At 37.0% G+C, this 22,306-nt stretch carries 20 protein-coding genes and 1 other annotated feature; of the genes, 19 read left to right on the top strand and 1 reads right to left on the bottom strand.

From position 1 onward, the window contains the following. The first annotated feature begins 23 nt into the window (after positions 1-23). From KHY58_RS01515 to KHY58_RS01485, 7 genes are all read left to right on the top strand, one after another. On the top strand, positions 24-1,280 hold the full coding sequence (locus KHY58_RS01515; RefSeq protein ID WP_004696038.1) for a diaminopimelate decarboxylase family protein: 1,257 nt from the start codon (positions 24-26) through the stop codon (positions 1,278-1,280). A 294-nt stretch (positions 1,281-1,574) separates the two neighbouring features. Beyond that, positions 1,575-2,318, top strand: a complete 744-nt coding sequence (gene sufC, locus KHY58_RS01510; protein WP_004696035.1) for a Fe-S cluster assembly ATPase SufC — start codon at positions 1,575-1,577, stop codon at positions 2,316-2,318. A gap of 8 nt (positions 2,319-2,326) precedes the next feature. Then, positions 2,327-3,736 carry a Fe-S cluster assembly protein SufB gene (gene sufB, locus KHY58_RS01505; protein WP_004696034.1) on the top strand — a complete coding sequence of 470 codons (1,410 nt, stop codon included), beginning with the start codon at positions 2,327-2,329 and terminating at the stop codon, positions 3,734-3,736. A 9-nt stretch (positions 3,737-3,745) separates the two neighbouring features. Further along, complete coding sequence (locus KHY58_RS01500; RefSeq protein ID WP_004696032.1) at positions 3,746-4,792, top strand: SufB/SufD family protein; 1,047 nt, start codon at positions 3,746-3,748, stop codon at positions 4,790-4,792. Positions 4,793-4,804: 12 nt separating this feature from the next. Next, the gene (locus tag KHY58_RS01495; protein WP_118091277.1) at positions 4,805-6,034 is read left to right on the top strand and encodes a SufS family cysteine desulfurase; all 1,230 of its coding nucleotides are present in this window, start codon (positions 4,805-4,807) and stop codon (positions 6,032-6,034) included. A 14-nt stretch (positions 6,035-6,048) separates the two neighbouring features. Next, a complete protein-coding gene (gene sufU, locus KHY58_RS01490; protein ID WP_278471628.1) occupies positions 6,049-6,474 on the top strand; it encodes a Fe-S cluster assembly sulfur transfer protein SufU in 426 nt (141 codons plus the stop codon). Between the two features lies 1 nt (position 6,475). After that, on the top strand, positions 6,476-7,159 hold the full coding sequence (locus tag KHY58_RS01485; RefSeq protein ID WP_004696982.1) for an HAD hydrolase-like protein: 684 nt from the start codon (positions 6,476-6,478) through the stop codon (positions 7,157-7,159). 80 nt (positions 7,160-7,239) lie between these two features. Here the strand turns inward: KHY58_RS01485 and KHY58_RS01480 are convergent, their stop codons facing one another. Beyond that, entirely contained in the window at positions 7,240-7,746 is a 507-nt protein-coding gene (locus tag KHY58_RS01480; protein ID WP_004696023.1) for an S-adenosylmethionine decarboxylase family protein, read from the bottom strand. Positions 7,747-7,959: 213 nt separating this feature from the next. On the opposite strand from KHY58_RS01480, the gene KHY58_RS01475 reads away from it, so the two are divergent. From KHY58_RS01475 to rlmB, 12 genes are all read left to right on the top strand, one after another. After that, positions 7,960-8,439, top strand: a complete 480-nt coding sequence (locus tag KHY58_RS01475; RefSeq protein WP_004696020.1) for a CtsR family transcriptional regulator — start codon at positions 7,960-7,962, stop codon at positions 8,437-8,439. Positions 8,440-8,445: 6 nt separating this feature from the next. Next, on the top strand, positions 8,446-8,985 hold the full coding sequence (locus KHY58_RS01470) for a UvrB/UvrC motif-containing protein (RefSeq protein WP_038125381.1): 540 nt from the start codon (positions 8,446-8,448) through the stop codon (positions 8,983-8,985). A 9-nt stretch (positions 8,986-8,994) separates the two neighbouring features. Further along, positions 8,995-10,056 (top strand): protein arginine kinase, encoded by a 1,062-nt coding sequence (locus KHY58_RS01465; protein ID WP_205112456.1) that lies wholly within the window; start codon positions 8,995-8,997, stop codon positions 10,054-10,056. A 234-nt stretch (positions 10,057-10,290) separates the two neighbouring features. Further along, entirely contained in the window at positions 10,291-12,738 is a 2,448-nt protein-coding gene (locus KHY58_RS01460; protein WP_278471624.1) for an ATP-dependent Clp protease ATP-binding subunit, read from the top strand. Between the two features lie 163 nt (positions 12,739-12,901). After that, positions 12,902-14,275 carry a DNA repair protein RadA gene (radA, locus tag KHY58_RS01455; RefSeq protein ID WP_278471622.1) on the top strand — a complete coding sequence of 458 codons (1,374 nt, stop codon included), beginning with the start codon at positions 12,902-12,904 and terminating at the stop codon, positions 14,273-14,275. 15 nt (positions 14,276-14,290) lie between these two features. Continuing rightward, positions 14,291-15,442, top strand: coding sequence for a PIN/TRAM domain-containing protein (locus KHY58_RS01450; protein ID WP_004696009.1), 1,152 nt, complete (start codon positions 14,291-14,293; stop codon positions 15,440-15,442). Next, positions 15,426-16,601 carry a 2-C-methyl-D-erythritol 4-phosphate cytidylyltransferase gene (ispD, locus tag KHY58_RS01445; RefSeq protein ID WP_008714035.1) on the top strand — a complete coding sequence of 392 codons (1,176 nt, stop codon included), beginning with the start codon at positions 15,426-15,428 and terminating at the stop codon, positions 16,599-16,601. The genes KHY58_RS01450 and ispD overlap by 17 nt, the downstream gene beginning before the upstream one ends. Positions 16,602-16,603: 2 nt before the next feature. After that, positions 16,604-18,073, top strand: a complete 1,470-nt coding sequence (gene gltX, locus KHY58_RS01440) for a glutamate--tRNA ligase (RefSeq protein ID WP_008714033.1) — start codon at positions 16,604-16,606, stop codon at positions 18,071-18,073. A gap of 136 nt (positions 18,074-18,209) precedes the next feature. Next, positions 18,210-19,163 (top strand): bile acid:sodium symporter family protein, encoded by a 954-nt coding sequence (locus tag KHY58_RS01435; protein ID WP_230949586.1) that lies wholly within the window; start codon positions 18,210-18,212, stop codon positions 19,161-19,163. 239 nt (positions 19,164-19,402) lie between these two features. Beyond that, positions 19,403-19,609, top strand: a binding site (T-box leader). A 49-nt stretch (positions 19,610-19,658) separates the two neighbouring features. Beyond that, the gene (gene cysS / locus KHY58_RS01430) at positions 19,659-21,107 is read left to right on the top strand and encodes a cysteine--tRNA ligase (protein WP_004696001.1); all 1,449 of its coding nucleotides are present in this window, start codon (positions 19,659-19,661) and stop codon (positions 21,105-21,107) included. Beyond that, positions 21,097-21,573 carry a Mini-ribonuclease 3 gene (locus tag KHY58_RS01425; RefSeq protein WP_101928324.1) on the top strand — a complete coding sequence of 159 codons (477 nt, stop codon included), beginning with the start codon at positions 21,097-21,099 and terminating at the stop codon, positions 21,571-21,573. Before cysS ends, KHY58_RS01425 begins: the two co-directional genes overlap by 11 nt. A gap of 1 nt (position 21,574) precedes the next feature. Further along, positions 21,575-22,306 (top strand): 23S rRNA (guanosine(2251)-2'-O)-methyltransferase RlmB, encoded by a 732-nt coding sequence (gene rlmB, locus KHY58_RS01420; protein ID WP_278471620.1) that lies wholly within the window; start codon positions 21,575-21,577, stop codon positions 22,304-22,306.

Below are 22,306 nucleotides of genomic sequence, written 5' to 3'. Positions count from 1 at the left end.
TTTATTTATGTAGAAAGGTTATCATGAACAAAAAAACAGTTCCATTCACGTCAGAACAATTAGAAAATATTATTGCTCAGTATCCAACTCCATTCCATATTTATGATGAAGAAGGAATTATTGAGAATATGAAATCTTTCATCAATGCATTCTCTTGGAATAAGGGATTTAAGCAATATTTTGCAGTTAAAGCAACTCCAAATCCGTATATCATGCGTTTGTTACAAAAGCTTGGGGTTGGCGCAGACTGTTCTTCCTTAGCGGAACTACTTTTATGTGAAAAAGTGGGTATTACGGGCCATGATATTATGTTCACATCTAATGACACACCGTATGTGGAGTATAAAAAGGCACTTGAAATGGGTGCAATCATCAATCTTGATGATATTACACATATCGAATATTTAGAAAAAAATCATGGCTCTTTGCCAGATACATTCTGCGTGCGTTATAATCCGGGTTCTTTAAAGGAAGGGGGCAATACAATTATTGGTCTTCCTGAAGAAGCTAAATATGGTATGACACGCGAACAAATATTTGAAGCGTATAAACAATTACAAGCTAAAGGTGTAAAACACTTTGGTATTCATACAATGGTTGTTTCTAACGAACTTGATATTGACGGTTTAGTTGGTACAGCAGAGCTTTGCTTTAATCTTGCTGTAGATATTAAAAAAGAACTTGGTATCACTATTGAATTTATTGATTTAGGTGGAGGTGTAGGTGTAGCTTATAAACCAGAACAAACACCAGTAGACTTCCGCGTATTAAGCAAGGGTGTAGAAGAAGCGTATAATCGGATTTTAGTAGCTAATGGACTTAATGATGTAGCATTGGCTTATGAATGTGGGCGTATGGTAACAGGTCCATTTGGTTACCTTGTTTCTACTGCTATTCATAAAAAAGATATTTATCGTCATTACATCGGTTTAGATGCTTGTATGGCAAATCTTATGCGTCCGGCGTTGTATGGCTCTTATCATCATATTACCGTAATGGGGAAAGAAAATGCTCCCAAGGATCATGTATATGATGTAACAGGCTCCTTATGTGAAAATAATGATAAATTTGCTATTCAACGAGAGCTGCCAAAAATTGATATTGGAGATCGTGTCATCATTCACGATGCTGGTGCACATGGACATTCTATGGGTTTCAATTATAATGGTAAATTACGTTCTGCAGAGTTATTGCTACATAAAGATGGCTCTGTTACACAAATTCGTCGTGCTGAAACATATGATGATTTATTTGGAACTCTTGATTTTTCAAATCTATAATTTAATATTGAGAATCGAATAGGATGAGAATTAATATTAATAAAAACCTATCAATATATGTAATACTTGATATTCTTTTAATTCCTGTATATTTTAGTAGGAATATCTTGCTATCATTTAGATAAGAATGTATAATGAGTGTAGATTGTTATGCACATACTTGCTAAGTTGGCGAGAATTACGGCGGTATTCACGTTAGTGCGTACCGCCTTTTTATATGTGTCAGTATATACGTTTTATATATAATGAGTGTATGTTTCTTATGGTTACATACAAATAAAAGGAGTGAACATTTTGGCTGAATTACTTCAGATAAAAGATTTAAAGGTATCTGTTGAAGAGAAACAAATCTTGAAAGGTATTGATTTAACAATTAATAAAGGTGAAATTCATGTTGTGATGGGGACAAATGGTGCTGGTAAATCTACACTTGCTAATGCAATCATGGGTAATTCTACATATACAGTAGATAGTGGTTCTATCATTTTTGATGGTAAGGATATTACGGAAGATGCAGTAAACGATCGTGCAAAAGCGGGTATTTTTATGTCCTTCCAAAATCCAATTTCTATTCCTGGTATTACTGTAGAAAACTTCATTCGTACAGCTAAATCCACAATTACTGGTGAAAATGTACGTGCATTATCTTTCAAAAAAGAATTGAAAGAAAAAATGGATGAATTATCCTTTGATTTATCTTATGCGCAACGTTATGTAAATGAAGGCTTCTCTGGTGGTGAACGCAAGAAGAATGAAATTCTTCAAATGTCCATTTTGAATCCTAAATTGGCTATTCTTGATGAAACTGATTCTGGCCTTGACGTAGATGCGGTTCGTATCGTATCTGAAGGTGTACAACGTTTCCATAACGAAGAAAATGCTGTATTAATCATTACTCATCATAACCAAATTTTACAAAAACTAAAACCAGACTATGTTCATGTGTTGATCAATGGCAAGATTGTTAAAACTGGTGATGCTTCTCTTGTACGTGAAATCGAAGAAAAAGGTTATGACGCATACAAAGCATTAGCATAGGAGGCATAATGGAAGAAAGAAAGAAAACCCAAGTCGCGGATATGGACCGTGGCGTCTATGATATAAAGAACGAATTTGAATATTCTTATATCTCTGATGCCGGTTTAACAGAAGATATTATCCGTGAGATTTGGTCTAATAAAAATGAACCAGAATGGATGCTCGATTTCCGCTTAAAGTCTTTGGAAATCTATAATCGCATGGGCATTCCGAATTGGATTCCTGATATCTCGGGCTTAGATATGGCAAATATTCATACATATGTTAAGCCTAAAGTAGATATGAAAGAAAACTGGGATGAAGTTCCAGAAGAAATTAAAAGTACTTTTGACCGCTTAGGTATTCCAGAAGCGGAAAAAACATCTCTAGCTGGTGTTGGTGCTCAATATGATTCTGAAGTTGTTTACCACAGTATTCAAGAAGATCTTGTTAAGCAAGGTGTTATCTATACTGATATCGAAACAGCATTACATGAACATGAAGAAATCGTAAAAAAATACTGGATGACATTAATTCCACCTACAGACCATAAATGGGCTGCTCTTCACGGTGCCGTTTGGTCTGGTGGTTCCTTCGTATACGTTCCTGCAGGTGTACAAGTAGAGATTCCATTGCAATCTTACTTCCGTTTGAATGCACCAGGTGCTGGTCAGTTCGAACATACGATGATTATCGTAGAAGAAGGGGCTAAATTGCACTTTATCGAAGGTTGTTCTGCTCCTAAGTATGATGTGTCTAACCTTCATGCAGGCGCTGTTGAACTGTTCGTTAAAGATAATGCTACATTGCGTTATTCTACAATTGAAAACTGGTCTAAAAACATGTACAACCTTAACACAAAACGTTGTGTAGTAGGTAAAAATGGTACAATTGAGTGGGTATCTGGTTCCTTTGGCTCCAAAGTTTCTTGTTTGTACCCAATGAGTATTCTCAATGGTGAAGGTGCACATGCTGAATTTACAGGTGTAACATTCGCAGGTGAAGGACAATTCCTCGATACAGGTTGTAAAGTGGTACATAATGCACCATATACAACAAGTAATGTAAACTCTAAATCCATTTCTAAATCCGGTGGCGCTGCAATTTATCGTGGCCTTTTGAAGATTGGCCCTAAAGCTGAACATTCCAAAGCAACAGTTTCTTGTGAATCCTTGATGCTTGATGCTGAGTCTCAATCTGATACAATTCCGGCTATTATCGTAGAAAATGACAATGTGGATTTAGGTCATGAAGCTAAAATCGGTCGTATTTCCGACGAAGCAATTTTCTATCTTATGACTCGTGGTATTAGTGAAGAAGAAGCTCGTGCGATGCTCGTTCGTGGCTTCGTAGAGCCAATCTCTAAAGAATTGCCACTTGAATATGCAGTAGAAATGAACAATCTAATCAATCTTGAATTAGAAGGTTCTATCGGTTAAGGAGGAATTATGAGCGAATTACTATTTAATGAACTCCCTAGACCGACATTCAGATGGTTGCGCGTTAATCATACTGTAAGCTCTCTAGCTGGAGAAGATACAGCGGTACAATCCATCGCTGTGGAAGCTAATAAAGATATACTTTCACCATTACCTGTTGGTACAGCATTACTAGATGGTAATTATGAAGGTGCTAATAAAGAAGCTGTTCATGTATTAGTTGAAAAAGCGGAAGGCTATGCTATCAATGTGCCTCCTAAGGCGAAAGAAGTTGTAGGCATCCGCATTGATGCTAATGCTCGTGTGGCAAACCGTTTCCAATTTATCGTTGGTGAAGGTGCTGAACTAGAAGTACAATTCTATGTAACTGGTTCTGGCGATGCATTGACAAATGTTAGCTATTTAAACGAATACGATGTGAAAGAAGCTGGTAAGGTTGTAGTAAAAAAGGTAAATCTTTTGCCTGAACATGTACAACATATCGAGCATCGATACACTAAATTAGAAGAAAAAGCAGATGTAGAATACATCAATATTGAAATTGGTGGCAGTGAAAACATCTTGAATTACTATCATGATTTAGTAGGTCAAGAATCCCGTATGGTTCATGACATTGCTTATCTTGGTAATAAAGAGCAAAAATTTGATATTTCTATGGTTATGAGTCATGGTGGTAAAAAATCATTTAGTGATATTCATACCTTAGGTGCTCTTAGTGGCAATTCTAAAAAATCCTTCAGAGGGACCCTTGATTTCCTTAATGGAGCAACAGCTTCTGAAGGTGCGGAAGAGGATACTTGCTTATTGTTAGATCCAACTGTAAAATCTGTTTCGTTACCACTTTTATTGTGTAAAGAAGATAATGTAGTTGGTAATCATGCAGCAAGTGCAGGCCAAATTGATCATAATAAATTGTTCTATATCATGAGCCGTGGCTTTAGTGAGGTAGAGGCAAAACATATCATTGTTGAATCTATGATTCGACCTATTATTGATCGCATTGGTGATGAAACGATTGAAGAAGCAGCGTTAGCAGCTGTACGTAATAAAATTTAAAGAGGCGTTTTTATGAGACCAATTGCAGAAGCATACAAAGACTTTCCTATATTACATAAAGAGCATAATGGGCATCGTGTTATCTATTTAGATAGCGGTGCTACTGCTCAAATTCCACAGTCCGTAATTGACCGTGTTGTGGAACATATGACACAACGTAATGGTAACCCACATCGTGGTTCTCATATTTTAGCCATTGAAGCATCTGAAGACTATGAAAATGCACGGGATCGCGTAGTTGAATTTATCAATGCTCGCGAACGAGAAGAGGTTATATTTACACGTAATAGTACGGAGTCAATGAACTTGATTGCCCACAGCTATGGCCTTCATAATGTGAAAAAAGGTGACAAGATTGTCATTACTGTTGCTGAACATCATGCGAATCTTGTAACATGGCAATATGTGGCAGAACAGACGGGGGCAACCTTAGAATACATGTATCTTGATGAACATGGGCACTTAAAAGATGGTGAAATCAATAAAATTGATGAAAAGACTAAAATTGTTGCTTTCGCTCATGTTAGTAACGTGCTTGGTATGGAATTCCCAGTAAAAGAATTAACTGAGAAGGCTCGCTCTGTAGGTGCTATTGTTGTTCTAGACGGTGCTCAATCTACACCTCATAAAAAAATTGACGTACAAGCATTGGATTGCGATTTCTTCGTATTCTCTGGCCATAAAATGTGTGCATCTCAAGGGATTGGTGTACTATACGGTAAACGTGATTTATTAGAAACTATGCCTCCATTCCTATTGGGTGGCGATATGATTGAGTATGTAAAAGAACAAACTGCTACATTCAATGAGCTTCCATATAAGTTTGAGGCAGGTACTCCAAATGCTGATGGTGCCGTTTCCTTGCATGCAGCTATTGATTATTTGGAATCCTTTGGAATGGATGCTATAGAAGCCTATGAAGAGGAGTTAGTAGCTTATATTCTTCCTAAGATTGTTGAATTGCCACATGTCCATGTTATTGGTTCTCAAAATCCTAAGGAAAAACATGGCGTTATTGCGTTCACTGTAGATGATGTACATCCTCATGACGTAGCTACAATTTTGGATTCTAAGGGGATCTGCGTTCGTTCCGGTCACCATTGTGCACAACCATTAGGTGCGTTCTACAATGTATCTGCATCTACTCGTTTAAGTATGTACTTATACACTCGCAAGGAAGATTTAGACGCATTCCTTGAAGTATTAAAGACTGTTCGTTCAGTAATGGGTTTTAAAGATTAGGAGAATTACCACTAATGGAAATGGATCAATTATATACGGAACTTATTTTGGAACATAACCAAGATAAACGTAATAAGCATGAATTATCTGAATTTACAAATTCTGAACATGGACATAACCCTAGTTGTGGTGATGATCTAACATTACAAATCAATGTAGTAGATGGTATCATTAAAGATGCTGCATATACAGGTTCTGGCTGTGCTATTAGCCAAGCATCTGCATCTATGATGATTGATATCATTAAGGGCAAATCTGTTGAGGAAGCGCTTCGTTTAGTAGAAATTTTCTTGGGTATGATTAAAAAAGAGATTACCGATGAAAATGAGTTAGAAGAATTAGAAGATGCTATGGCTCTACAAAATATTTCTAATATGCCAGCACGTGTAAAATGTGCAGTTCTTGCATGGCATACATTGAAAGAGGCTTTAAAGAAATAATATGAAGAAAACGATATTATTTGATTTAGATGGAACCTTAACTGACTCTCAAGAAGGTATTCTTAAAAGCATTAAATTTGCATTGGAACATTTCGGTTATACTGTACCTGATGAAGAAACATTACAATTGTTCTTAGGACCACCATTGGTAGATGCTTTCCAAGAACATTGTGGTTTGACCTTTGAGCAAGCGGAAGAAACATACTTTAAATTCCGTGAACGTTATGGTACCATCGGTAAATTTGAAAATAAAGTATATCCGAATATTGTAGACTTATTAGCTAAATGCAAAACTGAACAATATACTATAGCTGTAGCTACTGCAAAACCAGAACATTATGCTAAAGATATTCTTGATCACTTTGAATTGACACCATACTTTGATGTTATTGTTGGCGCTAATTACGAAGCGGGATTGTTACACAAAAAAGAAATTCTTGAAAAAGCTCTCACGCTATGTGGTAACCCATTAACTGATGAAAATGGTCGTCGATTGACATTCATGGTTGGAGATCGTAAGTACGATGTAGAAGCAGCTAATGAACTTGGCTGTATCTCCATCGGTGTTACCTATGGTTACGGTACGGAATCTGAGTTAAAAGAAGCGGATGCCGAATATATTTGTGATGATGTTGATGAAATTGCTGATGTTCTCAATCTTGAAGAAATGATGGTTCGTAGATAAGCTATATAAATAGAATTACATATCAACCCAAATAAAAAGCTAGAGGAAATCCTCTAGCTTTTTTGCATCTTCATTTTATGTTATTTTTTTAGGCCACTCTTTTTAGCTAATGTTTTGATAACCTTAGCACTTTGTTTTTTCAACTTGCCCCCTGTTTGTTTGAGTTGGATACGTGTACGAGAAACACGACCAAGTGTAGTAATCTTAGTTTTGCGACGTGGCTTCATATCTCGTTCGTTACCAAAGTCGCCACGTTGCACACTTGTTGCCTTTACTTTTTCAGCTCTAAAAGATTTACGTAAGGCTTTCATAATTAATGTAAGCGGTAATGTTTGCTCGAAGGAATATAAATCAACTGCTACATAACCAAGTGCAGGATATGTGTGCAATGTAAAGTGAAAACCTGGTGCGACAGAAAGGAGGGCGATTTCCTCGTCCATAACTTGACAACTGATTTCATCTACATCAAGTTCAGCTAAGTCAAATGCGGTTGCTACACTTTCCTGTACAGCTGTAGCGGATGAAATTGCGTCTTCATCGCAGGAATATAAATCAATTAACAGTTCTTGTCCTAATGCTTCTGCCATAACAACACCTTCCTTCAGAAAATAATATCTCATTTATTATACATAGATTTAAGGATTAAGTCCAATTATATGAGAATACATTAAAAGTCAAACGTTATTTTTATAAAATTTGACTTTTATATTGACTAAGGTCAAAAAGTCAAATATAATAGAGTTATGCTAAAGAACAAATAGTCAAAACTATAGTAAATAAACTTTAAAGGGGTGTTTTTTATGAGTATGATAGCTGATAAAATAGAAAAATTTATATTAGACCGTATGCGTGAAGAACAAGAAAAGCTAATTTTAAAGCGTAATGAATTGGCTGATGAATTAGATTGTGCGCCATCCCAAATTAGTTACGTATTAAGTACGCGTTTTTCTAATGAGCGCGGTTTCGATGTTGAGTCAAGACGTGGCTTGGGTGGATATATTCGAATCAAAAAAATTAACCCAGAAAGTTCAGATTCTTTACCTGCTGTTACAACTTATCGGATTTATGAAGGTCCAAATACGGTAGAACGATTAATTGATATGCGAGATGTAGATCAATCATTATTTCAATTATTACAATCTGAAAAGATTACCCGTCGTGAAGCTCAATTGATGCATAATTCTTTTGCTACATTAATTGAAAATGTAGACGTAGAAGAACGTAATGATGCTGTTCGTCAATTATATGCATCAATGGTGGACACTTTGCGGAAGGAGTGATGATTTGTGTTATGTGATCATTGCCATAAAAATGAAGCTACTATCCATATGACTAATATCATAAATAATCAAAAGACTGAGCAACATCTTTGCAGTAGTTGTGCCACCGAGTTACAACAAGCTGGGAAATTATCTCCTTATAGTTCTTTTATGAATGATATGTGGGATAATAACTTTTTTACTAATGATTTTTTTAAGAATATGGTGTATCCAGATAACTTATTAAAAGCTCATCAATCTAAGAGATGCCCTCAGTGTGGTATTACTTATGATGAATTCAATCGGGTAGGTAAGTTTGGCTGTGGTCAATGTTATGAGACTTTTAATAGTGAAATAAATCCATTATTAGAACGAATACAAGGTAGTTCTGAGTATGAAGGGACTATACCTAGTCGTGGTACTAATGTTTTTAAAGCAAAGTATGAAGTAAAGCAATTGCGCCGTCAATTAGATACAGCTATTCAAGCTGAAAACTTTGAAGAAGCTGCAATTTTGAGAGATAAAATTAAAAATCTAGAAGTTATCATTGATGGTGATAACGAATAGGAGGTTCTTATGTTAGATACTATATTGGACTCTCCGCTAAGTCAGTGGCTGTGTCAGGATACAGAGGCGACAGACCACATTGTAATTTCAAGCCGTATACGATTGGCGAGAAATTTTGATGATATATTGTTTACGAATCGTGAAGATACAGTTTCCTTAGAAAAAGTGAATAAAATCTCTCGAGGCCTATTGCCAATATTAAAAAAGGCTGATGAGCACCAATATACAAATATTAGCCTTGAGCAATTAAGTCAACGTGAACGTGCTGTCTTAGTTGAAAAGCATTTAATGAGTCCTGCTTTAGAGGAACAATTACCGTATCGTAATTTGATCGTATCTGATGATGCTTCTATCGCAATTATGGTAAATGAAGAAGATCATTTACGTATTCAATCTATGGCTCCAGGACTTAAATTGCAACAAGCTTATAATCATGCGGTTCAAATTGATAAAGCTATTGAAGCAAAATCCCCTTATGCCTTTGATGAGCGATTTGGTTATTTAACTGCTTGCCCCACTAATGTGGGTACAGGTTTACGAGCCTCTGTTATGTTACATTTACCCGCATTGACGTTATCTGGTCGTATTACGAGACTCATTCGTAACATAATACAATTAGGTTACTCTGTACGAGGGTTGTATGGGGAAGGTTCCGAAGCTTTAGGTTGTATTTACCAGATTTCTAATCAACGAACGATGGGTATTAGTGAAGAAGCAACTATTGAGCAATTGATTAAAATTGTAGAAGGAATTATTGCAGAAGAACGAAAGTCTCGGCAATCTTTATTACACAACGATAAAGAAGGTTTGGAAGATATACTTTGGCGATCCTATGGAATTTTACAATATGCACGACGTGTAAGCGGTAAAGAGGCACTTAGTAAGCTTAGTGACATTCAATTAGGTGTAGATTTAGAAATTTTACCATTCTGGGGTAAAGATACTTTTAATGAGCTTGTTGCTATAACTAGACCAAACTTCCTCTCTAAATACTTAGGTAGTGAAAATTTGACAGATACCGATCGCGACAGTTATCGTGCAAAGGTGATACGTCAAAAAATTTCAAATTAATATAAGTACATAAATAATTAATGCATGATTATTTATTTTGTATAGATTGATTTATATAATTTTCTTAGTTTACTGTTAAGAGATTTGTAAAAAATAGTAAATATTAATACTAGATAGCATAATAGATTAATAGAGTTTAATAATATTTTTGATATTCCAATGGTTATTTCACCATTGTTTACATATATTTGAAAAGAAATAATTACAATTTACATAGATAGATGAGGTGATATTATGATGCAACGGTTTACAGACGATGCACAGCGTGTTCTTTCGTTAGCTCAAGAGGCTGCTTTGGAGTTAGGACATGACTATGTCGGTACTGAACACGTACTCATCGGCCTTACAAAGGTTAAAAATGGTGTAGCAGCTAAAGCTTTAGAAGAGCTTGGCCTTGTTACAGAAGATATTTTTGAAGCTGTAGAAGAACATGTAGGACGTGGTAATAAAAAGGCAACGTCAATATATATGACACCTCGCGTTAAGCATGTGCTTGAGCTTGCCATTCAAGTAGCAAATCACATGAATCACAACTACGTTGGTACTGAGCATATTCTATTGGGCCTACTTAGCGATGGTAGCGGTGTTGCAGTTGCTATTTTACGAGCTATGAATATACGTAGTAATGACGTAGTAGAAGCAATTCGTAGTATTCTTGGCTCGAATAAAGGTAGCAATAATGGTGGTCAAGAGGGAATAAATAGCAATAATGATTTAGGTGAGCTGTCAGATTTTGCAACTGACCTTAATGAGTCTGCTAAACAAGGTAAGATTGATCCCGTTATTGGTCGCGATACGGAGATTCAACGAGTCATTCAAATTCTCAGTCGTAGAACTAAAAATAATCCTGTTCTTATCGGTGAACCAGGTGTAGGTAAAACAGCTATTGCCGAAGGCTTGGCACAGCGCATTGTGACTGGTAATGTACCGGAGATTTTGCGTAATAAACGCATTATATCTCTTAGTATTGGCTCTATGTTAGCGGGTGCTAAGTACCGTGGTGAATTTGAAGAACGGTTAAAAAAAGCTATCGATGAAGTACAACAACATGATGATATGATTATCTTTATAGATGAAATTCATACATTGGTTGGGGCAGGTGCTACTGAAGGTGCTATGGATGCAGCTAATATCTTAAAGCCAGCTTTGGCACGAGGTGAATTCCAAGTTATCGGTGCCACAACACTTGATGAATATAAGAAACATATAGAAAAAGATGCTGCTTTAGAGCGTCGTTTTCAACCCGTTCAAGTAGGAGAGCCTAACGAAGAGGATGCTCTTGAAATTTTAAAGGGCTTAAGAGATCGGTATGAAGCTTTCCATAAGGCTAAGATTACAGATGAGGCATTAACAGCAGCTGTGTCTTTATCTAGCCGATATATTACAGATCGATTCTTGCCTGATAAGGCTATCGATGTAGTCGATGAAGCTGCATCTAAGGTTCGTATGAAAGTATTTTCTGCAGCACCTGATGTTAAAGCATTAGAGGATCGTCTCAATACAGTTAAGAAAGAAAAAGAAGCGGCTGTTACGTCTCAAGATTTCGAAAAGGCTGCAAAGCTTCGCGATGAAGAACAATCACTATTAAAAGAAATTGGTGATAAAAAATCTATTGCTAAAGAAAAAAGCGATCAAAAGTTAATAGTAACAGAAGAAGACATAGCTGCTGTAGTAGCGCAATGGACAGGCATTCCAGTGGCTAAAATTGCAGAAGAAGAGTCTGCAACCTTACTACATTTGGAAGAAGAACTTCATAAACGCGTAGTAGGTCAAGATGAGGCTGTTACTGCTGTAGCTAAAGCTGTACGCCGTGCAAGGGCTGGATTAAAAGACCCAAAACGGCCTATTGGTTCATTCTTGTTCCTTGGGCCAACTGGTGTAGGGAAAACTGAGCTAGCAAGAGCGCTTGCATCCTCCTTGTTCGGCGATGAATCTGCTATGATTCGACTTGATATGTCTGAATATATGGAAAAACATACTGTGTCTCGCTTAGTCGGTGCTCCTCCAGGTTATGTAGGCTATGAAGAAGGTGGCCAATTAACAGATGCGGTACGTCGTAAACCATATAGCGTTATCCTCCTCGATGAAGTGGAAAAGGCACATGTAGATTTCTTTAATATTTTGTTACAAGTTCTTGATGATGGTCGTCTTACTGATAGTCAAGGAAGAACTGTAGATTTCAGAAATACAGTTATTATTATGACAAGTAACTTAGGTGCTAAAGCTTTACATAAAAACTCTCCAGAACTTGGTTTTTTAGCGGCTAAAAAATCTGATTTCAATGTAGATGAAAATAAAGAAATTGAGTTCAAAGAGGCTAAGAAGTCAGTAATGGATGCGGTGAAACGTCATTTTAGACCTGAGTTTTTAAACCGTATTGATGAAATGATTGTATTCCATCCATTAACAGGAGAGGACTTAAAAGAAATTGTAACCATTTTAATGAGTGATGTCACAAAACGCCTTGGAGAACGTGATTTACAATTAGAAATAACTCCTGAGGCTATGAAATTACTCGTTAAGGAGGGCTCTGATTTCACAATGGGGGCTCGACCATTAAAACGTGCTATTCAACGTTTAATTGAGGACCCAGTGTCCGATCTTATTTTGAAAGGAGATGCAAAAGAAGGTAAAATTATTAAAGCAGATGCAAAGGATAACGATCTTGTTGTATCAATATGATAAAAATACAAATTATACAGTTAATGACTACCTTTCATATAAAAAATATAAGTTAAATGGTATACTATAAAATGATGATAGTTAACCATGTAGTAAAATTATGCATAAAAGGTCATGAATGGTTATCATTCATGACCTTTCTTTTTAAATGTATTGAGGTGTTATGGCAAAAGCAAAATCTGTATTCTTTTGTCAAAATTGTGGGGCTGAATCCTCTAAGTGGATGGGCCGTTGTCCACAATGTGGAGAATGGAATACATTAGTTGAAGAAATCATTAAAGAAACTAAACATAGTCGAACACCTTCTCGAGGTGTTGGAAATCAAACGGCGAAACCTACCGCCTTGCCAGATATCGAAATTTCTTCTATTGCACGCGTATCTACAACCTTTGGTGAAATTGACCGTGTATTAGGTGGTGGCATAGTGCCTGGTGCTCTAATGCTTTTAGGTGGTGATCCTGGTATTGGTAAATCTACTCTGTTACTACAAGTATCCCAGAAGGTAGCCGATACAGTAGGAGCAGTTCTTTATGCATCTGGTGAAGAGTCTCAGTTACAACTTAAACTTCGAGCAGAACGACTGCATATTAATAGTGAACGGTTACAAGTTATTGCAGATACTGATCTAGATCATATATTGGAGCAAGCTGAAGCAATGACTCCTTCCTTACTAGTCATTGACTCTATACAAACTATGTATACTGGAGATATAGATGCTGCGCCAGGCAGTGTTAGTCAAGTTCGTGAATGCACATCTCGTCTACTTCGCTTCTGTAAAGAACGAAATATACCTACTGTAATCATTGGTCATGTAACAAAGGAAGGCAATATTGCAGGGCCTCGTATGTTAGAGCATATGGTAGATGTAGTGCTTTACTTTGAAGGGGAGCGTTCTTATCAATTCCGTATATTACGGTCCATTAAAAACCGTTTTGGTTCTACATCAGAAACAGGCATTTTTGCCATGGTAGAGGAAGGGTTACAGGAATTGTCCAATCCATCTGCTTCTCTCTTGGCAGAGCGTTCCGATGAAGAAAGTGGCAGTGCTGTTATGATTTACCTCGAAGGGGTTCGGCCCATCTTAGTAGAGGTACAAAGCTTGGTCGTTACTACGGCCTTTGGTATGCCTAGACGTACGGCGATTGGTTATGATCTTAACCGATTAATTGTATTATTAGCAGTCTTAGAAAAACGCTGTGGCTTTACATTAGGTAATAAAGACGTGTATGTAAATGTCATCGGTGGTCTCAAGGTAAATGAACCTGCTTGTGATTTATCTATGGCGGTTGCCATTGTGTCAAATCTGAAAAATCGAATCGTTCCAACAGATATGGTAATTTTAGGTGAAGTAGGCTTAACTGGTAATGTTCGCAGTATTCCTCGCATTGAACAGCGTATAAATGAAGCCAAGAAATTAGGTTTTAAAAAGTTTATTATTCCTGAAGGCAACTATAAACAAATCAAGGATAATGATAGTTCTATCAAAATTAGAGGTGTCAAATCTATACAAGAGGCGATGCAGCTCGTATTTTCATAATTAGGGGGTGATTTCATGATTTATCGGATTTTACGCTATGTAATAGCCATTTTAGTAGGTACAGCAGCCTACGTGGGAATGGATAGCTTAGCACCTATTATTGACCCATATTTGGTTTCTCAATTTGAATCTTTTGGGGACATGTCATTAACAATTGCACGTATTGCAGTATTAATCGTAGGTACTCTATTAGGCCTTGTTATTGGTTATCTGATTTCATCATTTATTCTGAAACAAGGTTTAGTAATTGCTAAAAGATTAGAGCGTATTCTTACTCATATTCCAAATCAAGAATTGATTGCAGGTACCATCGGTTTATTATTCGGCCTTATTATTGCAAATCTAATTGGTGTTGCATTCAATCAAGTACCTATTATAGGACCTTATATTCCTATAATTTTGAGTGCTATTTTTGGATATAGTGGACTTAAAATCATGGCTCGTAAAGGCCCCGAAATGTACAATAATTACGTACAACAATGGGGAGGAGATAGCACTAAAAAAACAAGTCGTTTTAAAATGTTTTCAACTCATAAATTAGATAAATCCTCTAGTACGCCAAAATTACTAGATACTTCAGTTATCATTGACGGTCGTATCAAAGAACTATGTGCTACGGGCTTCATTGAAGGCCCTCTTATGGTGCCACTATTTGTATTAAATGAGTTACAGGTAATTTCTGACTCTGCGGATGCTACGAAACGCAACCGTGGCCGACGTGGCCTTGATATTTTGAAGGATATGCAAGATGCCAATAAGGTAGCTATAGAAGTTGTTGAAGATGATTATGATGATCTTGTAGAGGTTGATTCAAAACTTATGCGACTTGCTTTAGATAAGCAATGGAAATTGATGACTAATGACTTTAACTTGAATAAGGTGGCTCGTGTACAGGGGATTGAAGTGCTTAACCTCAATGAATTGGCAAATGTATTAAAACCTGCTCTAATCGCTGGAGAATGGATTCGCGTTCAAATCATGAAAGAAGGTAAGGAAGTACACCAAGGTGTGGCTTATCTCGACGATGGCACGATGATTGTCGTAGAGGATGGTAAGCCTTATGTTGGTCAAAATGTAGAGGTTATGGTTACATCCATATTACAAACGAGTGCAGGACGGATGATTTTTGCTCGTGTAGATGGAGGACAAAATGGGCAAGGCAATTAGTTGTATCGTTCTCGCTGCAGGTGCTGGTCGCCGTATGGGATATAAAGAAAATAAGATATTTATTCCTTTAGGGGGATATTCTATTATTCAACGTACCATACAGAATGTAGAAAAGATTGAAGGTTTAAAAGAAATTATTCTTGTTGTAGCTGAAGGCGAACAAGAATATATGTCTAACCATATTCAAGGGTTGGATTTGCATATTCCTGTAAAGATAGTGCTTGGTGGAAGAGAACGTCAAGATTCTGTGGCTTATGGGCTCAAAGCTGTATCAGAAGATAGTAATATTGTGCTAGTTCATGATGGAGCGCGTCCATTAGCATCAACGAAACTGTTTGATTCTGTTGTTAGGGCCGCAATAGAATATGGAGCTGCTACTGTAGGTGTCCCTGCTACGGATACGATTAAACGAGTTGATACAGAGCATACTGTAATAGAAACATTAAAACGCAGTGAATTATACCAAATTCAAACGCCACAAGGCTTTCAAAAAGATCTATTTAAAGAGGCCCATCAAAAGGCTTATGATGAAAAATATTTAGGCACTGATGATGTGTCCCTCGTTGAGCATTTAGGGCAGCCTGTACATATAGTAAGTGGAGACTATTGTAATATTAAGGTGACCACTCCTAATGATATTGCAGTAGCAAAACGATATTTAGGAATTGAGGATAAGCGTATGCGCGTTGGATTTGGTTATGATATTCATCAATTAAAAGCAGGTCGTCCTTGTATCTTAGGTGGTGTTCATATCGAATCTGGCCTTGGCCCTGATGGACACTCCGATGCGGATGTTCTCATTCATGCCTTGATGGATGCCATGCTAGGCGCCGCTGGTTTACGGGATATTGGATACTATTTTCCACCTGAAGATGACCAGTATAAAGGGATTTCTAGCATGCTTTTACTAGAAAAAGTAAATTTCTTATTGAAAGAACGTGGGTTACAAGCCTATAATATTGATATTATGGTTATTTCTGAGACACCTAAATTAAAACCTCACATCGATATGATGAAGGCTAATTTACAGTCTATATTAGAGATACCATTAGATCGCATTAGTATTAAAGCGACAACAAATGAAATGCTAGGGGCTATTGGGCGCCGTGAAGGCATTGCTGCACAAGCTGTCGTTTCTGTATATGAAGGAGAGATTTAATCATGAGTTCCATGAAAGTTCGTTTTGCTCCAAGCCCTACGGGTCCATTCCATATTGGTGGTGCTCGTTCTGCTTTATTTAACTGGTTATTAGCACGTAAGGAAAAAGGCACATTTGTATTGCGTATTGAAGATACAGATTTAGCTCGTTCTACACGTGAAAGTGAAGAGAATATTAAAGCTTCCTTACAATGGCTTGGCATGAACTGGGATGAAGGCATTGATGTGGGTGGTAATAATGGTCCTTACCGTCAAACAGAACGTCTTGATTTATATAAAGAAGTAACACAACGCTTATTGGATGAAGGTAAAGCTTATGAGTGTTATTGCACACCTGAAGAGTTAGATGCGGTGCGTCAAGATCAAATGGATCGTGGGGAAACACCAAAATACAACGGTCATTGTGAACACTTAGATGAAGAGACAAAGGCTAAATACATTGCTGAAGGTCGTAAACCTACAATTCGTTTGCGTGTACCGTTGAATAAAACATACGCTTTTGATGATATGGTACGTGGGCATGTATCCTTTGAATCTAATGGCGTTGGTGATTTTGTAATTGTAAAATCTGATGGCATTCCTGTATATAACTTTGCTGTAGTAATGGACGATCATATGATGGGGATCACTCACGTTATTCGTGCAGAGGAACATTTATCTAATACACCTCGTCAAATGGCTATTTATGAAGCTTTAGGTTGGGAGGTCCCTAAGTTTGGTCATATTTCCTTGATTCTTGGTAAAGACTACAAGAAAATGTCTAAACGTCATGGTGCTACTTCTGTTGAACAATACAAACAATTAGGGTACTTGCCAGAAGCACTTGTAAACTTTTTGGCACTTCTTGGTTGGGCTCCTGAAGGTGAAGAAGAATTCTTCACACAAGATGAATTAATTCAGGCTTTCTCTATGGATCGGGTAGCGAAAAATCCTGCTGTGTTTGATATTGATAAATTGAACCATATAAATTTCCACTACATGAAGAATTTGAGTGATGAAGAGTTATTCCACCTTTGTTTACCGCATTTGAAAGAGGTTGGTTTAGCTCCAGATAGCTTGAATCAAGCTGATATTGATTGGTTGACATTATTATGCTCTACATTCCGTGATCATATTAGCTATGGTGCTCAAATTAAAGATCATGTAGGATTGTTTATGGGCGAAACAGTATTCCTTGAAGAGGGTCATGAAGAGGAGTTGCGTGCTGTATTGAATGAAGAAACAGCTCCAACAGTTCTCGGCGCTTTCCGGAATGCATTGGCTGAACTTGATGAAATTACACCTGAAGTTGTAAAAGCAACAATCAAGGCCGTAATGAAAGAAACCTCTTTAAAAGGTAAATTCGTATTTATGCCAATCCGTGTAGCTTTAACAGGTCAAATGCATGGTCCGGATTTGAATAATATTGTTACATTACTTGGTAAAGAAAAGTGCTTACATCGTTTAGATAATGTAGGTGCATTAACAAAATAAATTTGATCAATTAATCAAAGGAGTTCACGTAACAAGTGTTATGTGAACTCCTTTTGTATGTGTTGTTAATATTCTATAGAAATGCTATAATAATCGGCGTATTAAATTTTGATTTATTATGAAAGCGAGTGTTTTTATGAGTGTTATTCGTTCTATTAATCACTTATTCAATAGTTATCTATCCTGGATAGTACTATTGATGGCTGTTTTAGCATATATGCTACCTGCAGTATTTTCTTGGATGACTCCATATATTGCTTACATGCTACAGTTTGTTATGTTTGCGATGGGGTTAACATTAACGGCTCAAGTCTTTATTGATGTATTTAAGCAACCAATGAAGGTTATTCTCGTATCCGTAATCCAATTCTTATGGATGCCATTGGCAGGTTTCTTAGTAGCCTTAGCATTTAATTTTCCTCCAGAAGTTGGGATTGGTTTTATCTTGTTAGGTGCATGTCCTGGTGGTACTGCTTCTAATGTAATGACCTTCCTTGCAAATGGTAATGTTCCCTTATCCGTATCAGCAACAACTGTATCCACATTATTGGCACCTATTTTAACGCCTTTATTTGTCGTATTATATGCAGGTGCAACATCTTCTATTGAAATTCAATTTATGCCAATGTTTATATCCATTGTAAAAATCGTGTTAGTACCAATTATTTTGGGGATTGTATTGAATTACTTTATTGGCGCAAAAATTGAACCTGTAAAATCTGTATGTCCAACCATTGCAGCTATCGCGGTATTGCTTATCTTGGCAGCTGTAACTGCAGTTAACCAAAAGCAAATTGCCGAAACTGGTTTCATTATTTTTGTAGCGTGTTTAGTACAAAATTTGAGTGGTTATGTTGTGACATACTTTATATGTAAAGCTCTCAGTATTGATGTGTCTTCTCGTCGTGCTATGCAAATTGAAGTGGCTATGCAAAATTCTGCATTATCCGTATCTTTAGCACTAAAACACTTTACACCACAAGCTGCGGTAGCAGGTGCAGTATTCTCCATCATTCATAACTTTACAGGATCTATTTTTGCAGGTATTTGCCGTAAACATGATGATCAAGATAAATTAGAAAATGCTTAATATTAATTGATTTGATGTAATGACATTATTATTACTTGTGTACTATAAAAGCTATTGTTATGAATGATAATAGTAATTTAATATTCTGATTATATATCCTCATCTTTCTAATTAAGCTATTTAAAATACCTATTATGATATGTGAATAGCTGCCTATGAAAGATGGGGATCTTTCTTGTAAATATTGACATTCTATAGCTTTATTGGTAAAATATTTTTATATATGAATATAGATTATTTTAATAGCTGAGACTGAAAGAAGTACTCTACAACTAACTTTTTAGCGAGAACCGATGGTGGGAGGGTTCATGGATAGGTAGATGAAATGCATTCATGAGCTGACACTCCGATTATAGGTAGGTTTGTCCGGCGACGCACCGTTATGCGATGAGTGGGTATCGCTATTGGTACCTAACAGAGTGGAACCGCGGACCATCGTCTCTGTATGAGATGAGAGGTCTTTTTTATTTTACAAAATTGGAGGCATCGGTAACGATGAGAGAAATTACTGTTTATAATACTATGACGCGCCAAAAAGAGGTTTTTAATCCTGTAACACCAGGTGAGGCAAAAATGTACGTATGTGGTGTCACACCATACAATCATCCTCATATTGGCAATGCTCGTCCTTTCGTGACTTGGGACGTAATTCGTCGCTATATGAAACATGTAGGCTATAAAGTAACATATGTACAAAACTTTACTGATGTGGATGATAAAATCATCAACACTTCTAATGGTGAAGGTGTCTCTTGGGATACCATTGCAAACCGCTATATCGATAGTTATTTTGAAGTAATGGATGCGTTAGGTGTACAACGTGCAGACATTTATCCACGTGTATCTACACATATTGATGATATCATTGCTATGATTCAAACATTGATTGACAAGGGCTACGCCTATGAACTCGATGGCGATGTATATTATAGTGTGGAGAAATTTGAACATTACGGTGAGTTATCTGGTCGTACATTAGACGATATGGAAGCAGGCGCACGTATTGAAGTAGATGGTCGTAAGAAGAATCCTATGGACTTTGCTTTGTGGAAAGCAGCAAAACCTGGTGAACCTTATTGGGAAAGCCCATGGGGGAATGGTCGTCCAGGGTGGCACATTGAATGTTCTGCTATGAGCCAAAAATATTTAGGCACAGAATTTGACTTCCACGGTGGTGGTAGCGATTTGATTTTCCCTCATCATGAAAATGAAATTGCTCAATCAGAAGGTTGCTCTGGTCAACATCCAGCAGTGCGCTACTGGTTGCACAATGGTTTTATCACTATTAATTCTGAAAAAATGTCTAAGTCCTTGAATAATTTCTTCTTGGTAAAAGATATTTTAGAACAATATAGTCCTGATGCATTGCGTTACTTCTTATTGAGCACGCATTACCGTAGCCCATTAGATTTCTCTGATGAGCGTCTAGAAGAAGCTAATAAATCTTTGGAACGGTTAAGCACAGCTATTGAAAACCTTCTTTACCTTGAAAAATGTGAGCCAGGCTCATGTGATGAAGCTCAACGCTTATTAGAAAAAGCGAAAGCATACGAAGAAGAATTTGAGGATGCTATGAGTGATGATTTCAACACTGCTTTAGCAACTTCTAGTATGTTCGGTCTTGCAAAAGAAATTAATATCTACTATCAAGCTGTAACAAGTAGAGAAGGCGTTGTTTGCCAAGAGGCAATTGCTGAAGTGAAACGAATCTTCAAATTTATGACAGATGTTATTGGTGTTCTTGAAAAAGCTTGGGAAGGCAATACGGGTGCTAATGCTGCTGAATATGAAGAATTAATGCAAGTTATTCTTTCTGTACGTCAAGCTTGTCGCGAGCAAAAACAATGGGCATTAGCTGATTGTATCCGCGATCGATTAGCTGAGATTGGTATTACCATTGAGGACTCTCCTCAAGGTGCACGGTGGAAAAAACGTGAAGTTTAAACAATTTCAATTCTTAAAGAATGAAGCGATAAAGAAACTAACGGCTCTTGAAGAAGAGCCGCTTCGTTTGCGCAAACGAACAATAGAGGAGTGCCTAAGTGCCGATGCAGTTATGCTAGCTTATATCGGTGATGCAGTATACTCCATGTATGTGCGCGAACGCGTAGTACAAATGAATATTACAAAAGTACAGATCTTACATACTATCGTTACTGAATTTATTTGTGCTAAATCACAGGCAAAAGTATTGCTAGAAATAGAAAATACTTTCACAGAAGATGAACAAGCTATTGCACGCCGTGCTAGAAATAGTAATGTAAACGTGCCTAAAAGTAGTACTGTTCAAGAATATCGCAGTAGTACGGCCTTTGAAGCAGTACTAGGATTTCTTTATGAAACGCGCCAAGATGAGCGCTTACAGCATATCTTGGGGCAAGCCTTTTCTATAACTCTACGAGGTATGTAGTATGGATAATTATATTGTAGGTCGCAATGCGGTTAAAGAAGCCCTTAAAAGTGGCCGTTCTATTCAACGTATTCTGGTCAGTGAAGATAAGGTAAAAACAGGGTTAGCTGATATTGTAAATCTTGCTAAATCTCAAGGTATTGAAGTTAGACCAACACCAGTTAAACAGATGAATAAGTACGATTTAGAGGTACCACATCAAGGGGTTATAGCTCTTGTATCGGCCGTTCAATTTAAAGAATTGGGCGAGGTATTACAAGAAACGACACATGAGGTTCCTTTACTCATCTTAACGGATGGGGTTGAAGACCCACATAATATGGGAGCTATCATTCGTACTGCTGAATGTGCGGGAGCTACGACTGTACTCATTCCTAAACGACATAATGCGCCTATTAATGCTACTGTTGCAAAGACATCTGCTGGAGCTATTGAACAAATTCCACTTGTACAAATTGGCAATGTAGTGCAAACCATTAAACAACTTCAAAAACAAGGATTTTGGGTAATGGGGGCTCATATGGAAGGTGATCGTACCTTGTATGAAGCAGATATGACAATTCCTACGGTTATAGTCATTGGTAATGAAGGTAAGGGGATTAGTCGCGTTGTAAAAGAAGCTTGTGATTTCCTTGTAACAATTCCTATGTATGGAAATTTGAATTCATTGAATGCATCTGTTGCAGCTGCAGTTCTTATGTATGAGGCGGTACGTCAACGCCAGGCGAAATAA

Origin of the sequence: Veillonella parvula (genome assembly GCF_018366295.1) — a bacterium.
Classification (GTDB): domain Bacteria; phylum Bacillota; class Negativicutes; order Veillonellales; family Veillonellaceae; genus Veillonella; species Veillonella parvula_P.
Note: the sequence above shows the minus strand (reverse complement) of the source record. Positions and strands in the feature narration are given on the sequence as shown.

Excerpts from the sequence above, each read along its gene's own strand:
- KHY58_RS01515 (WP_004696038.1), top strand. The coding sequence starts at position 24 with ATGAACAAAAAAACAGTTCCATTCACGTCAGAACAATTAGAAAATATT.
- sufB (WP_004696034.1), top strand. The coding sequence starts at position 2,327 with ATGGAAGAAAGAAAGAAAACCCAAGTCGCGGATATGGACCGTGGCGTC.
- KHY58_RS01500 (WP_004696032.1), top strand. The coding sequence starts at position 3,746 with ATGAGCGAATTACTATTTAATGAACTCCCTAGACCGACATTCAGATGG.
- KHY58_RS01495 (WP_118091277.1), top strand. The coding sequence starts at position 4,805 with ATGAGACCAATTGCAGAAGCATACAAAGACTTTCCTATATTACATAAA.
- sufU (WP_278471628.1), top strand. The coding sequence starts at position 6,049 with ATGGAAATGGATCAATTATATACGGAACTTATTTTGGAACATAACCAA.
- KHY58_RS01485 (WP_004696982.1), top strand. The coding sequence starts at position 6,476 with ATGAAGAAAACGATATTATTTGATTTAGATGGAACCTTAACTGACTCT.
- KHY58_RS01480 (WP_004696023.1), bottom strand. The coding sequence starts at position 7,746 with ATGGCAGAAGCATTAGGACAAGAACTGTTAATTGATTTATATTCCTGC.
- KHY58_RS01475 (WP_004696020.1), top strand. The coding sequence starts at position 7,960 with ATGAGTATGATAGCTGATAAAATAGAAAAATTTATATTAGACCGTATG.
- KHY58_RS01465 (WP_205112456.1), top strand. The coding sequence starts at position 8,995 with ATGTTAGATACTATATTGGACTCTCCGCTAAGTCAGTGGCTGTGTCAG.
- KHY58_RS01460 (WP_278471624.1), top strand. The coding sequence starts at position 10,291 with ATGATGCAACGGTTTACAGACGATGCACAGCGTGTTCTTTCGTTAGCT.
- radA (WP_278471622.1), top strand. The coding sequence starts at position 12,902 with ATGGCAAAAGCAAAATCTGTATTCTTTTGTCAAAATTGTGGGGCTGAA.
- KHY58_RS01450 (WP_004696009.1), top strand. The coding sequence starts at position 14,291 with ATGATTTATCGGATTTTACGCTATGTAATAGCCATTTTAGTAGGTACA.
- ispD (WP_008714035.1), top strand. The coding sequence starts at position 15,426 with ATGGGCAAGGCAATTAGTTGTATCGTTCTCGCTGCAGGTGCTGGTCGC.
- gltX (WP_008714033.1), top strand. The coding sequence starts at position 16,604 with ATGAGTTCCATGAAAGTTCGTTTTGCTCCAAGCCCTACGGGTCCATTC.
- KHY58_RS01435 (WP_230949586.1), top strand. The coding sequence starts at position 18,210 with ATGAGTGTTATTCGTTCTATTAATCACTTATTCAATAGTTATCTATCC.
- cysS (WP_004696001.1), top strand. The coding sequence starts at position 19,659 with ATGAGAGAAATTACTGTTTATAATACTATGACGCGCCAAAAAGAGGTT.
- rlmB (WP_278471620.1), top strand. The coding sequence starts at position 21,575 with ATGGATAATTATATTGTAGGTCGCAATGCGGTTAAAGAAGCCCTTAAA.